General features: G+C 62.8%; 15 protein-coding genes and 1 pseudogene. All 16 read left to right on the forward strand.

The features are described from left to right. Positions 1-76: 76 nt before the first annotated feature. The 16 genes and pseudogenes from HV742_RS12320 to hypB all read left to right on the forward strand — a co-directional run bounded on the left by HV742_RS12320 (position 77) and on the right by hypB (position 13,489). Positions 77-1,885, forward strand: a complete 1,809-nt coding sequence (locus tag HV742_RS12320; protein ID WP_175145317.1) for an NAD(P)H-dependent oxidoreductase subunit E — start codon at positions 77-79, stop codon at positions 1,883-1,885. Then, the gene (locus HV742_RS12325) at positions 1,882-2,592 is read left to right on the forward strand and encodes a 2Fe-2S iron-sulfur cluster-binding protein (protein ID WP_011516266.1); all 711 of its coding nucleotides are present in this window, start codon (positions 1,882-1,884) and stop codon (positions 2,590-2,592) included. Before HV742_RS12320 ends, HV742_RS12325 begins: the two co-directional genes overlap by 4 nt. After that, entirely contained in the window at positions 2,589-3,218 is a 630-nt protein-coding gene (locus HV742_RS12330; protein ID WP_011516267.1) for an NADH-quinone oxidoreductase subunit B family protein, read from the forward strand. The genes HV742_RS12325 and HV742_RS12330 overlap by 4 nt, the downstream gene beginning before the upstream one ends. Positions 3,219-3,235: 17 nt before the next feature. Next, positions 3,236-4,702, forward strand: coding sequence for a Ni/Fe hydrogenase subunit alpha (locus HV742_RS12335; RefSeq protein ID WP_011516268.1), 1,467 nt, complete (start codon positions 3,236-3,238; stop codon positions 4,700-4,702). Further along, positions 4,686-5,192 (forward strand): hydrogenase maturation protease, encoded by a 507-nt coding sequence (locus HV742_RS12340; RefSeq protein ID WP_011516269.1) that lies wholly within the window; start codon positions 4,686-4,688, stop codon positions 5,190-5,192. Before HV742_RS12335 ends, HV742_RS12340 begins: the two co-directional genes overlap by 17 nt. A gap of 12 nt (positions 5,193-5,204) precedes the next feature. Further along, on the forward strand, positions 5,205-5,708 hold the full coding sequence (locus tag HV742_RS12345) for a Crp/Fnr family transcriptional regulator (protein ID WP_175145319.1): 504 nt from the start codon (positions 5,205-5,207) through the stop codon (positions 5,706-5,708). Positions 5,709-5,717: 9 nt separating this feature from the next. Then, positions 5,718-5,849: pseudogene (locus tag HV742_RS12350) on the forward strand (3-oxoadipyl-CoA thiolase); the annotation flags it as partial. Positions 5,850-6,044: 195 nt separating this feature from the next. Continuing rightward, positions 6,045-7,190, forward strand: coding sequence for an NAD(P) transhydrogenase subunit alpha (locus HV742_RS12355; RefSeq protein WP_055399957.1), 1,146 nt, complete (start codon positions 6,045-6,047; stop codon positions 7,188-7,190). Beyond that, positions 7,191-7,496, forward strand: coding sequence for an NAD(P) transhydrogenase subunit alpha part 2 (locus HV742_RS12360; protein ID WP_041240119.1), 306 nt, complete (start codon positions 7,191-7,193; stop codon positions 7,494-7,496). Further along, positions 7,493-8,866 (forward strand): NAD(P)(+) transhydrogenase (Re/Si-specific) subunit beta, encoded by a 1,374-nt coding sequence (locus HV742_RS12365; protein WP_175145321.1) that lies wholly within the window; start codon positions 7,493-7,495, stop codon positions 8,864-8,866. Before HV742_RS12360 ends, HV742_RS12365 begins: the two co-directional genes overlap by 4 nt. 61 nt (positions 8,867-8,927) lie before the next feature. Beyond that, complete coding sequence (locus tag HV742_RS12370; RefSeq protein ID WP_011516273.1) at positions 8,928-9,764, forward strand: HoxN/HupN/NixA family nickel/cobalt transporter; 837 nt, start codon at positions 8,928-8,930, stop codon at positions 9,762-9,764. Between the two features lie 355 nt (positions 9,765-10,119). Next, the gene (locus HV742_RS12375) at positions 10,120-11,442 is read left to right on the forward strand and encodes an IS110 family RNA-guided transposase (protein ID WP_175145323.1); all 1,323 of its coding nucleotides are present in this window, start codon (positions 10,120-10,122) and stop codon (positions 11,440-11,442) included. A gap of 187 nt (positions 11,443-11,629) precedes the next feature. Beyond that, positions 11,630-11,782 carry a hypothetical protein gene (locus HV742_RS12380; RefSeq protein ID WP_175145324.1) on the forward strand — a complete coding sequence of 51 codons (153 nt, stop codon included), beginning with the start codon at positions 11,630-11,632 and terminating at the stop codon, positions 11,780-11,782. Next, positions 11,773-12,141 carry a hypothetical protein gene (locus HV742_RS12385; RefSeq protein WP_146209070.1) on the forward strand — a complete coding sequence of 123 codons (369 nt, stop codon included), beginning with the start codon at positions 11,773-11,775 and terminating at the stop codon, positions 12,139-12,141. Before HV742_RS12380 ends, HV742_RS12385 begins: the two co-directional genes overlap by 10 nt. Beyond that, a complete protein-coding gene (hypA, locus tag HV742_RS12390; protein WP_011516275.1) occupies positions 12,134-12,475 on the forward strand; it encodes a hydrogenase maturation nickel metallochaperone HypA in 342 nt (113 codons plus the stop codon). The genes HV742_RS12385 and hypA overlap by 8 nt, the downstream gene beginning before the upstream one ends. A 33-nt stretch (positions 12,476-12,508) precedes the next feature. Continuing rightward, positions 12,509-13,489 (forward strand): hydrogenase nickel incorporation protein HypB, encoded by a 981-nt coding sequence (gene hypB, locus HV742_RS12395; RefSeq protein WP_011516276.1) that lies wholly within the window; start codon positions 12,509-12,511, stop codon positions 13,487-13,489. The last annotated feature ends 5 nt before the right edge of the window (positions 13,490-13,494 follow it).

Below are 13,494 nucleotides of genomic sequence, written 5' to 3' on the forward strand. Positions count from 1 at the left end.
ATCAGCGAAAAAGGGGCGACAATGCTAGCAGCGGGCGCCAGACCCTGAATCGCTTCGACCACCAAGGAGGAGACACATGAGCAAAGACATCCGGACAATACTTGAGCGTTACCGCTCAGACAGAGCCCGTCTGATGGACATACTTTGGGATGTTCAGCATCTGTACGGGCACATTCCCGATGAGGTGCTGCCGCAACTAGCGGCCGAGTTGAACCTGTCCCCACTCGACATTCGGGAAACAGCGTCGTTCTACCATCTTTTCCATGACAAACCGTCGGGAAAGCATCGGATTTACCTGTGCAATTCCGTGATTGCCAAGATGAACGGCTATCAGGCGGTGCACGATGCCCTCGAGCGCGAGACTGGAGTCCGTTTCGGCGAAACCGACCCGAATGGAATGTTCGGCCTGTTCGAAACGCCCTGTATCGGACTCAGCGATCAGGAGCCGGCGATGCTGATCGACAAGGTGGTATTCACCCGCCTGAGGCCCGGAAAGATCGCAGACATCATCGCCCAGCTGAAACAGGGGCGGTCCCCGGCCGAGATCGCGAACCCGGCCGGGTTGCCCAGCGACGATATCGCCTATGTCGATGCCCTGGTGGAATCCAATGTGCGCACGAAGGGGCCGGTATTCTTCCGTGGCAGGACGGATTTCAAGGCCGTGCTCGACCACTGCCTGACGCTCAGGCCCGAACAGGTGATCGACGAGATCATCGAATCCAAGCTGCGCGGACGCGGGGGCGCCGGGTTCTCGACCGGGCTGAAGTGGCAGCTTTGCCGGCGTGCTTTGAGCGACACGAAGTACGTCATCTGCAATGCCGACGAAGGCGAGCCCGGGACCTTCAAGGACAGGGCCCTGCTGACACGCTCGCCCAAGGAGGTATTCATCGGAATGGCGATCGCCGCCCATGCCATCGGCTGCCGCCATGGCATCGTTTACCTCCGCGCGGAGTACTTTTATCTCAAGGATTATCTGGAACGACAGCTTCAGCAGCTCAGGGATGACGGGTTGCTGGGACGCGCTATTGGCGTCCGGCGGGACTTTGATTTCGATATCCGTATTCAGATGGGGGCCGGCGCTTATATCTGCGGTGACGAGTCGGCCCTCATCGAGTCCTGCGAGGGAAAACGCGGCACGCCACGGGTGAAACCTCCCTTTCCGGTGCAGCAGGGGTATCTGGGAAAACCCACCTGCGTCAACAACGTCGAGACCTTTGCCGCCGTCTCCCGAATCATGGAGGAAGGCGCCGACTGGTTCAGTGCGATGGGAACGCCGGACTCCGCCGGCACCCGACTGCTGAGTGTTGCCGGCGATTGCAGCAAGCCGGGGATCTACGAGGTGGAATGGGGCGTGACGCTCAACGAGGTACTGGCGATGGTCGGAGCGAAGGAGGCGCGGGCCGTTCAGATCAGCGGGCCCTCGGGTGAGTGCGTGTCGGTGGAGAAGGATGGCGAACGCAGGCTCGCGTACGAGGATCTTTCCTGCAATGGTGCGTTCACGATCTTCAACCGGAACCGTGACCTGCTGGACATCGTCAAGGACTACATGCAGTTCTTCGTCGATGAGTCCTGCGGCATTTGCGTGCCGTGCCGGGCCGGCAACGTCGACCTGCACAGGAAGGTCGAATGGGTGATCGCCGGCAAGGCGTGCCAGAAGGATCTGGACGACATGGTCAGTTGGGGAGCGCTGGTGCGCAAGACCAGTCGATGTGGTCTTGGCGCCACCTCTCCCAAACCCATCCTGACGACGCTGGAGAAGTTTCCCGAGATCTATCAGGACAAGCTGGTGAGGCACGAGGGCCCGCTGCTGCCGTCGTTCGACCTCGATACCGCCTTGGGCGGGCATGAGAAGGCGCTGAAGGAACTGGAGGAGGCAAAAAAATGAGCATTCAGATCACGATCGACGGCATCACGGTCACGACGGAGGAAGGGCGAACGCTGGTGGACGTCGCCGCAGAAAACGGCGTGTATATCCCGACGCTGTGCTACCTCAAGGACAAGCCCTGTCTTGGCACCTGCCGGGTGTGTTCGGTAAAAGTGAATGGCAACGTGAACGCGGCGTGTACGGTGCGGGTCTCCAAGGGCTTGAATGTCGAGGTCAATAGCCCTGAAATGGTCGATATGCGCAAGGCGCTGGTCGAATTCCTGTTCGCGGAGGGAAACCACAACTGCCCGAGCTGCGAAAAGAGTGGCCGTTGCCAGCTGCAGGCGGTCGGCTACGAGGTGGACATGATGGTCTCGCGCTTCCCGTACCGTTTCCCGGTTCGCGTACAGGACCAGGCTTCGGAGAAGATCTGGCTGGAGCGGGATCGCTGCATCTTCTGCCAGCGCTGTGTCGAGTTCATCCGCGACAAGGCGACCGGCAGGAAGATCTTCAGCATCAGCCAGCGCGGTTCCGAGTCGCGCATCGAAATCGATGTCGAACTCGCGAACGCCATGCCGCCGGAGCAAGTCAAGGAAGCGGTTGCGATCTGCCCGGTTGGCACCATTCTCGAGAAACGGGTCGGCTACGACGACCCCATCGGACAACGCAAGTACGAAATCCAGTCGGTGCGCGCACGCGCGCTGGGCCTGGAAGGAGTGGACAAATGAGCACCGCCGCAAAGAACGAGCTTGCGTCGCACGAGTTGCCTGCGACGCCGATGGATCCGGCGCTGGCCGCAAACCGCGAGGGCAAGATCAAGGTGTCCATGATCGGTCTGTGCGGTTGCTGGGGCTGCACCTTGTCCTTTCTCGACATGGACGAGCGGCTCCTGCCGCTGTTGGAGAAAATCACCATCCTGCGCTCGTCGCTGACCGATATCAAACGAATCCCCGAGCGCTGTGCGATCGGATTCGTCGAAGGCGGCGTTGCGAACGAGGAGAACATCGAAACGCTGGAGCACTTCCGCGAGAACTGCGACATCCTGATCTCGGTCGGGGCGTGCGCGGTGTGGGGCGGTGTGCCCGCGATGCGCAACGTCGTCGAGCTGAAGGACTGCCTGGCGGAGGCCTACGTCAACTCGGCGACCGCCGTGGCGGGCGCCAAGGCCGTCATCCCGTTCCATCCGGATATTCCCAGGATCACCACCAAGGTTTACCCCTGTCATGAGGTGGTCAAGATGGATTATTTCATCCCGGGGTGTCCTCCGGATGGAGACGCCATCTTCAAGGTCCTGGACGATCTGGTCAACGGGCGTCCATTCGATTTGCCGAGCTCGATCAATCGCTACGATTGATAAACGGAGGTAATGTCATGAGCAGAAAACTGGTTATCGATCCCGTGACCCGTATCGAGGGTCACGGCAAGGTCACGGTGCACCTGGATGACGACAATAACGTCATCGACGCCAAGCTGCACGTCGTGGAATTCCGGGGTTTCGAAAAGTTCATCCAGGGCCATCCCTACTGGGAGGCGCCGATGTTTCTGCAGCGTATCTGCGGCATCTGCTTTGTCAGCCACCACCTGTGCGGGGCCAAGGCGCTGGACGACATGGTCGGTGTCGGCCTGAAATCCGGCATCGATGTCACACCGGCCGCGGAGAAAATGCGCCGCCTCGGCCACTACGCGCAGATGCTCCAATCCCATACGACGGCCTATTTCTATCTGATCGTGCCGGAGATGCTGTTCGGGATGGACGCGCCGCCTGAGCAGCGCAACGTGCTCGGCCTGATTGAGGCCGATCCCGAGCTGGTGAAAAGAGTCGTGATGCTGCGCAAATGGGGCCAGGAAGTCATCAAGGTGGTGTTCGGCAAAAAAATGCACGGCATCAACTCGGTGCCCGGTGGCGTCAACAAGAATCTGAGCATTGCCGAGCGCGACCGTTTGCTGAACGGGGAAGAAGGCCTTCTGGCGATGGATCAGGTCATCGACTTCGCACAGGATGGACTGCGCCTGTTCTACGACTTCCATGAAAAGCACCGGGCGCAGGTGGACAGTTTCGCCGACGTACCCGCACTCAACATGTCCCTGGTCGATGCCGACGGCAATGTGGACTACTACCACGGCAAGCTGCGTATCGTCGACGACGACAAGAACATCGTCCGCGAACTCGATTATCACGACTACCTGGATCACTTCAGCGAAGCGGTCGAGGAGTGGAGCTACATGAAGTTCCCTTACCTCAAAGACCTGGGAAGGGAAAAGGGTTCGGTGCGCGTCGGGCCGCTGGGCCGCATGAACGTGACGAAGACGCTCTCGACGCCGCTCGCCCAGGAGGCGCTGGAACGCTTCCATGCCTACACGAAGGGGCGGGCGAACAACATGACCCTGCACACCAACTGGGCACGGGCCATAGAAATCCTCCACGCCGCGGAGGTCATCAGGGAATTGCTGCACGACCCGGACCTGCAGAAGGATCAGCTGGTGTTGACGCCGCCCGCCGGCGCGTGGACCGGCGAAGGGGTCGGTGTGGTCGAAGCGCCACGTGGAACCTTGCTCCACCATTACCGTGCCGACGAGCGCGGCAATATCACCTTCGCCAACCTGGTCGTCGCCACCACTCAAAACAACCAGGTCATGAATCGCACGGTGCGCAGCGTCGCCGAGGACTACCTGGGCGGGCACGGCGAGATTACCGAGGGCATGATGAACGCCATCGAGGTGGGCATACGCGCATACGATCCTTGCCTGAGCTGCGCCACCCACGCCCTGGGGCAGATGCCGCTGGTGGTTTCGGTCTATGACGCGGCGGGGGGGCTGATCGATGAACGCACCCGCTGAGTTTCCCCTCGTGACCCTTGAGGATTTCGACGATCCGTCGAGCCTGATTTATGGCATCGGCAACGTCGGTCGGCAGGACGACGGACTGGGCTGGGCCTTGATCGACTGGCTGGAAGCGGAGTCGCTGTGCCCGAAAGCGGAAATCCAGAGGCACTATCAACTGCATCTCGAGGATGCCGACCTCATCAGCCGCAAGAGGCGGGTGTTGTTTATCGATGCCACGAAGGACGCCTCGGTGGAATCATTCACGTTGGAGCGCGCAGAACCGAAAATGGACTTCAGCTTTACCTCGCACGCGATCTCGATTCCATCGATCATGGCGACCTGTCAACAGTGTTTTCAGCGCTTGCCCGAAGTGTATGTGCTCGCGATCAGGGGGTATGAATGGGAACTCAAAATGGGGTTGACCCAGAGGGCAAGGCAAAACCTGGACGATGCGACCGCTTATCTCGCGATGCGGCGGAGTGTCGAGTCTCGTGAATTTAGTTAGACGGAGAACGTAATGAAAGAACTGGAAATCGACAGGATCGCCACGATGATCTATGAAGCCCCATTGGGCGAGTATATCGGCCGAGATGGCGCCGGCATCCTTGCAGAACATGCCGCCAGTGAGTGCCGCCTCAAGGATGGTGAGTTTCTCTACCGACAAGGAGAGAGCGCGAGCAGCTTCTATATCGTGACCGAAGGGCGTTTGGCCCTTGTCAAGGCGCGAAGCGCCGTGGGCAAGGAGCGCATCGTGCACGTGTACGAAGAGGGCGATCTGGTCGGTGAGTTGAGCTTTGTCGACCAAACCCCGCATACGTTATCGGTTCGCGCGCTGGGCGAAGCATCTCTTCTCTGCTTCAACGCGGACGGCATCGAGCCGCTGATCACGGAACAGCCGTTGCTCATCTACAATTTCATGCGCGCCATCATCAAGCGCGTCCACCACGTGGTTGCCACCGTCGGAGAGCACGAGATGGAGTTGCAACAGTACATCTCGACGGGGGGCAAGGGACGGAGTTAAACGCCAACGCTGGGCGCATCCGGCGCATGCCTCGTTACCACGGCGGTGAATCAACTGCACGTCGCCGGTGGCCTGGATGTGATCTGCACCATGTGCATCGGGATCGGCCAAGGCATCGCAGCCGTGTTGGAGCGTGTCTGAAATCGTCCTGATTTGTATGCGTCGTCTCCTGGTGGCGTTTGCTTCCTCCCCGCCGCCGGGCTTTGGCCGGATCATTGAACGGCTCGGTGATCCGGCTGAGTCTTCCTAATGTTCGCTAGCGATATGACCCCCTTGAACTTGCTCGGTCCCGTCTGTAGCCGGGCGCGCAGCGATCAGCACAAGAGGATGAAAACCATGCCTTTGACAATTGGAGTGCCGACTGAAACTGTGCATGGCGAGCGTCGCCTGTGTGTCGTGCCGGACGTGGTCAAAAGATATCTCGGGCTCGGCGCGCAACTGCTGATACAGTCCGGTGCCGGCCAGCCCGCGCATCTGCGCGACGAGATGTTCGGGGACGTTCGCTTTGCCGCAAAGTCGGAAGAAGTGTATTCAACCGCAGATGTCGTACTGTGCGTGCAACCGCCGTCGGTAGAACTGATCGCAACGATGAAGCCGGGCAGCGTGCTGCTCGGCATGCTGCAGCCGTGGTCGGATGCGACACGCGCGCAGCAGCTGATGGACAAGCAGATCACTTCGTTTGCGCTGGAGCTGCTGCCGCGGATCACCCGCTCGCAGAGCATGGACGCGCTGTCGAGCCAGGCCGCGGTTGCGGGCTACGAGTGCGCGCTGATCGCGGCCGATCACTGCCCAAAGTTTTTCCCTATGCTGACCTACGCCGCGGGCACGATCCGTCCGGCGAAGGTGCTCGTGATCGGGGCGGGCGTCGCGGGGCTGCAGGCGATCGCCACGGCGCGGCGGATCGGCGCGATGGTGGAAGCCTATGACGTGCGTGCCGAGACGCGCGAGCAGATCGAGTCGCTCGGCGCGAAATTCGTCGACACCGGCGTGTCGGCAGAGGGCACGGGCGGCTACGCGCGCGAGCTCACGGACGAGGAAAAGGCGAAGCAGGCGGAGCGCCTCGCGAAGGCCGTTGCGCAGTGCGACGCGTTGATCACGACCGCCGCCGTCCCCGGTAAGCGCGCCCCGCGCATCATCACCGCCGACATGATCGCGCGGATGAAGCCGGGTGCGGTCGTCGTCGATATGGCGGCCGAATCCGGCGGCAATGTCGAGGGCACGGTTGCGGGCAAGAAGACCTGGATCAACGACGTCCTCGTCATCGGCCCGGCCCACATCGCCAGCCGCATGCCCGTGCACGCGTCCGAGATGTACGCCAGGAACCTCTTCAACTTCCTCTCGCCATTCATCAAGGAGGGCACACTCGCGCTCGACTGGGAAGACGAAGTGATCGCCGGTACCTGCCTCACCCACGCGGGGGTGCTCAAACACGTGGGCGTGCGGAAGGCGCTGGGACTCATGGCCGAAATGGAGGTGGCTTGAATGGAAGGCATTGCCGCGTTGTATATCTTCATGCTGGCCGCGTTCACCGGTTACGAGGTGATCGCGCGCGTGCCGGTGATCCTGCATACCCCGCTGATGTCGGGCTCGAACTTCGTGCACGGCGTCGTGCTCGTCGGTGCGATGGTGGTGCTCGGCGACGCCGATCCGGCCGATTCGGTGCAACTCGCGATCGGCTTCGTCGCAGTGTTCCTCGGCGCGGCGAACGCTGCCGGCGGTTACGTCGTGACCGAGCGCATGCTCGCGATGTTCAAGCCGGGCGCCAACAAGGCGGGAGGTGCGCAATGAGCGACGTCATCCAGTTGGCGTACTTCGCAGTGGCCGTGGTCTTCATTCTCGGCCTGAAGGCGATGAGCTCGCCGGTCTCCGCCCGCAAGGGCATCGTGTGGGCCGGCTACGCGATGGTCGCGGCCACCCTTATCACACTGCTTAAACCGGGCATGGAAAATTACGGCCTGATGATCACCGCCATTGTGCTCGGCGGTGCCGTCGCGTGGTGGTCCGGCAAGGTCGTCAAGATGACTGACATGCCGCAGATGGTCGCGATCTACAACGGCATGGGCGGCGGCGCGGCAGCGGCGATCGCAGCGCTCGAGTTCGCGCGCGGCAGCATGCATGGCGGCTTCGCTGCGACGCTTGCGGTGCTTGGTGCGCTGATCGGCTCGGTGGCGTTCTCGGGGTCATGCATCGCCTTCGCAAAGCTGCAGGGCATCATGACCAAGGCGTGGCGGCTGCCGGCGCAGAACGTGGTGAATGTTGCGCTCGCCGGGATTGCCCTGGTGCTCGGCGGCGCGATCATCTTTGGCAGCACTCCGGCGTCAGAAATGGTGATCGCATTTTTCGTGGTTGCGCTTGCCCTCGGCGCAATCCTCACCAGCCCGATCGGCGGCGCCGACATGCCGGTTGTGATTTCGCTCCTGAACGCATTCACAGGCCTCGCGGTCGGTTTCGAGGGTTACGTGCTCGGCAACCCGGCGCTGATCGTCGCGGGCATCGTCGTCGGTGCGTCCGGTACGCTGCTGACGCAGTTGATGGCGAAGGCGATGAACCGCCCGATCAAGAACATCATCTTCACGCCGATCACCGGCGCGGCGGCGGGTGGTGGCGAGGCGATCGGGGGCTCGATGAAGGAGCTCTCCGCACTGGACGGCGCTTCGGTGATGCGCTACGCGTCCAAGGTCATCATCGTGCCGGGCTACGGCATGGCGGTCGCCGGTGCGCAGCACAAGGTGTGGGAGATGGCGCAGTTGCTGGAAGAAGGTGGCGTCGAGGTCGTGTTCGCGATCCATCCGGTCGCGGGCCGCATGCCGGGTCACATGAACGTGCTGCTCGCGGAGGCCGGCGTGCCCTACGACAAGATCTTCGACCTCGAGGAGATCAACGCCGACTTCCCGCAGGCGGATGTGGCGCTCGTGATCGGCGCGAATGACGTCGTGAACCCGGTCGCGCGCACCGACAAGTCGAGCCCGATCTACGGCATGCCGATCCTCAACGTCGACATGGCGCAGAACGTCATCGTCGTGAAACGCGGGCAGGGCGCGGGCTACTCGGGCATCGAGAATGCGCTGTTCTTCAAGGACAACTGCCGCATGCTGTACGGCAGTGCGCAGCAGATCATCGGCGAAGTCATCACCCATGTGAAGGCGCTGGAGGTCTAATTTGATACAGTCAAATTAAGAGGAAGTAGAATTTCTTCATAACCTAGTCCAGGGGAGCGGAATGGAAGCACTGCCGAACGATTGGGTGGCCCTGGCCGCGCTGGTCTTCATGCTGGGCGTCAAGCACGGCTTCGATGCCGATCATCTCGCCACCATCGATGGCCTGACCCGTTTCAACCTGCGCCATGGCGCCCCCGTCGCCCGTGCCTGCGGCATCCTGTTCTCGCTGGGGCACGGCACGGTGGTCATCGCCATCGCCCTGGCCGTCAGCACCCTGGCCCGCCGCTGGCAGGTGCCCGGCTGGCTGGAGGCCAGCGGTGCCTGGATTTCCATCGGCTTCCTCGTCGCGCTCGGCGTCATCAACCTGCGCGCCGTGCTCACCACGCGGCACGACGAGGTGGTGCAGCCCGTGGGTCTGAAGGGCCGCTGGCTCGGTCGGCTGCAGCATGCCTCCCATCCCCTGGCCGTCGCCGCCGTCGGCGCGCTGTTCGCCCTGTCCTTCGACACCGTCAGCCAGGCCGCCCTGTTCGCCGCCGCCGGCGCGCAGTATGGCGGATGGGGCCACGCCCTGGCGCTCGGGCTGCTGTTCACCCTCGGCATGCTGGTGATGGATGGCATCAACGGGCTGTGGATCTCCCGCCTCATCCGCCGCACCGACCAGATGGCCCTCGTCGCCTCCCGCGTCATGAGCCTGGCGGTGTCAGGCACCAGCCTGCTGGTGGCGGCCTTCGGCGTCATGAGGCAACTGCTGCCCGCCGTGGACGCCTGGAGCGACGGCAAGGAGCTGGCCTTCGGGCTGTCCGTGGTGTGCGTCATCGCTGGTAGCTTTTTTCTTGCGCTGCGCCTGACCCGGGTGCCGGCGGTGGCAGCGGCGCGGCCCATGCGGTTCGTCGAATAGCCGGGCCGCATCCGGCCACGCGCCGCATTCGTCTACCCGGCTGGCAACGTAGCGTTTAAGCTGCGCAGATTTTTAACCGGACACTACTGAGCATCCCAAGCCCGTGACCGTGCCCGGTGTTCGCGAAGAAACGACGATGGGCTACAAAGTGAACGGCAGCGCCGAGATGACCGACCCGTCACTGGTGCGAGTACACGGCGTTAGCCGACGCCGTTGTGCGAGCCCGTTACTGAGCATGGTCCGGGAATCGTCGGTGACAGTGGTGAGCGGTGAGAGCCGCATCCCGTTTGAGAGATCGAGTCGAATTCGACGCTTCCCCTGGCGCTGCCGTTCATCAACAATCGTGAGGCAGACCATGGCGATGCGCAAGCGAAACGAGGAAGTCTTTCCCAATGCGGCGGGGATTGATGTCGGCGCATCGAGTCACTGGGTGGCGGTGCCGCCGCATGTGGCCGAGGATTCGGTGCGCGAATTCGGGGCGATGACCGACGACTTGAACGGGATGGCCGACTGGCTGCTGGCCTGTGGTGTCGATACCGTGGCGCTGGAATCGACCGGGGTGTACTGGATTCCGGTGCATGAGGTGCTGGAACAGCGCGGGCTGAAGGTCTGGCTGGTCGATGCGCGGCAGTTGAAATACGTGCCCGGCCGCAAGAGCGACGTGCAGGATTGCCAGTGGCTGCAGAAACTCATGAGCCTCGGGTTGCTGCGCGCCGCCTGGCGTCCGGCGGGCGAGGTATGCGTCGTGCGCGCGATCGTGCGCCAACGCGAGGTCCTCCTGACCGAGCAGGCGCGCTGGGTGCAGCGCATGCAGAAGGCGCTCGTGCAGATGAACCTCCAGCTGACTGAAGTGCTCAGCGACATCATGGGCATGACCGGGGAGGCGATCATCCGCGCCATTGTCGCCGGCGAGCGCGATCCGCAGGTGCTGGCTCGGCTTCGCCATCGTCGGGTCAAGGCCAGCTCCGAGGACGTGGTCAAGGCACTGACCGGCAACTGGCGCGAGGAACATCTGTTCGTGCTCGGCCAAGCGCTGGCGATGTACGACGACATTGCGCGTCGCCTCACCGAGTGCGATGCCAAGCTGCAGACGCTGCTGGCCGAACGCGGTCAAACCCAGCTTGATCTCGGCCAAGCGCCGCGCAGCGGCAGCAAACTGGCGACGGCATTCGGCCTTCGTCAAGCCTTGGCTAACTGGGCCGGCGTCGATCTGACGCGCATCAATGGCCTGGGCGTCACCGTTGTCATGAAGCTCCTGTCGGAGATCGGGCCGGATCTGAGTCGCTTTGCCAGCGTCAAGCACTTCTGCTCCTGGCTCGGGCTTTGTCCGGGCACCAAGATCAGCGGCGGCAAGGTGCTCGCGTCCAGCACCAAGCGCTCAGCCAATCGGGCGCGGCATGCGCTGAAGATGGCGGCCATGACGCTCTCGCACAGCAACTCAGCCCTCGGCGCCTTCTACCACCGGCTGTGCGCACGCATGGACAAACCCCGCGCCAATACCGCTGTCGCCCACAAACTGGCCCGCCTGGTCTACTTCATGCTCACGCGCGGCGAACAATTCGTCGATCAGGGGCAACAACGTTACGAGGAACAGCAGCGGCAACGTAGCATCACCGCCCTCAAACGCCGCGCCGCTGCCCTCGGGTTTCAACTTCAACCGACCGCGGTGGCCGCATGAAAACCGCTGCCGTCAGTTCTGTTTCTTGAGAGATCCGATCATGTTTGAGCGATTGTTCAAATATCCCTCTGCCTCGGCGCGCCATCGTCAAGGGCCGTTGGCGGACGCCCGAGAGCAATTTCGGCAGCACTGCGCCGACCAACGAATGGCGCACGGTACCTCGCTTCGGATCGCCCGTGGACTACTGATGATCGCCCAGCAAATGGATACCGTCGCCGAGGCGCTGGTCACCCCCCGGCAAGCCGGACAAGGTCGTGGTCGTTGCCTGCTGCGCAAACTGCTGACTATCATGAATGCCATCCTCAAAACCCAGACGCCGTGGATAGCGAAATGCGCTTGATTTTGAACACGGTTGCTCCACGTCTGCCCCGATTGCTACCGGCCGGAGCGAAAGTGGCTGGGCGGGATTCGCACCCGCTGAAAGACAGCGCCTTTGCACGGCGCACTCCGACAGGCTGCTCGCGGGTGGACACGGCGCGTGACATGTTGCTACACTGCCTGCAGGCGAGCGGTGCGCACGTCCGGCGCTCCGCGATCGTTGCCTCCACTGAGTGGGATTTTCATCCGCAGGGTGCCTTTCGCATCGAGGCCCTCGGCAAGCGCGCGACCGACGACGAGACATTGAAAACCTATCTGGACGCCTTGGCGCTGACGCTCGATCCCTGCGTCGCTGACGAGGTCAGGCTGCACGATGCATGAGATGTCGCTGGCCGAGGGCGTGCTGCAGATCGTCGAGGACGCGGCACGGAGCCAAGGCTTCTCCCAAGTGACCGCGGTGAGGCTGGAGATCGGCCGGCTGTCCAGCGTCGAGCCGGAGGCGCTGCGCTTCTGCTTCGACGTGGTGGTGCGCGGCAGCCTGGCGGAAGGGGCGCGTCTGGAGATCGTGGATATCCCCGGCACGGGCTGGTGCCTGCAGTGCAGTGAGACGGTGCCGGTCAATGCGCTGTACGACTCCTGCCCGCGCTGCGGCAGCAGCCAGGTGCAGCCCACTGGCGGCACGGAAATGCGCGTCAGGGATCTGGAAGTGGCGTGACCTCACGTCAGGACAAGGAGACAGAATCGAATCATGTGTACCATCTGCGGCTGCGGCGCCGGCGAAACCCGCATCGAAGGCCAGGAACTGGAGCATACGCACGAGCACGTGCATGCCGACGGCACCGTCCATGCCCATGCCCACCCTCCTCACGAACAGGATCACCATTACGCGGATCATGACCACGACCACGCTCATGCCCACCGCGCCGTGCGCGGCACCGACCATCTGCACTACGGTCACGGACCCGCTGGTGCCCATGCCCCAGGCATGAGCCAGGCGCGGATGGTGAAAATCGAGCAGGACATCCTCGGCAAGAACAACGCCTACGCGGCGCAGAACCGCCGCTGGTTCGATGAGCACGGCGTGTTCGCGCTGAACTTCGTCTCCAGCCCCGGCTCCGGCAAGACCACGCTGCTGGTGCGCACCATCGAGGCGCTGCAATCCACCTGCGGGCTGGCCGTCATCGAGGGCGACCAGCAGACCTCCTTCGACGCCGAGCGCATCCGCGCCACCGGCGTGCGCGCCCTGCAGATCAACACCGGCAAGGGCTGCCACCTGGACGCCTACATGGTAGGTCACGCCCTGGAGCAGCTGCGGCCGCAGGACGAGAGCGTGCTGCTGATCGAGAACGTGGGCAACCTGGTGTGTCCTTCCGCCTTCGACCTGGGCGAAGCCCACAAGGTGGTGATCCTCTCCGTCACCGAGGGGGAAGACAAGCCCCTCAAGTATCCGGACATGTTCCGGGCTGCCAGCCTGATGTTGCTCAACAAGTGCGATTTGCTGCCGCACCTGTCCTTCGACGTGGAGCGGACCATCGAGTATGCCCGGCGCGTGAATCCCGCGCTGCACGTGATCCGCACCTCGTCCACCACCGGTGAAGGCTTCGCCGAGTGGCTGGCGTGGATCACTGAAGGACTGGTCGGCCAGCGCGCCAAGCGCAGCCAGAACGTGGACCTGCTGCGCGCCCGCGTCGCCGAGCTGGAAGCGGAGCTGGCGGTGCTCAAGCGCTGATCGCC

Origin of the sequence: Achromobacter ruhlandii (assembly GCF_902859695.1) — a bacterium.
GTDB lineage: Bacteria > Pseudomonadota > Gammaproteobacteria > Burkholderiales > Burkholderiaceae_B > Achromobacter > Achromobacter ruhlandii.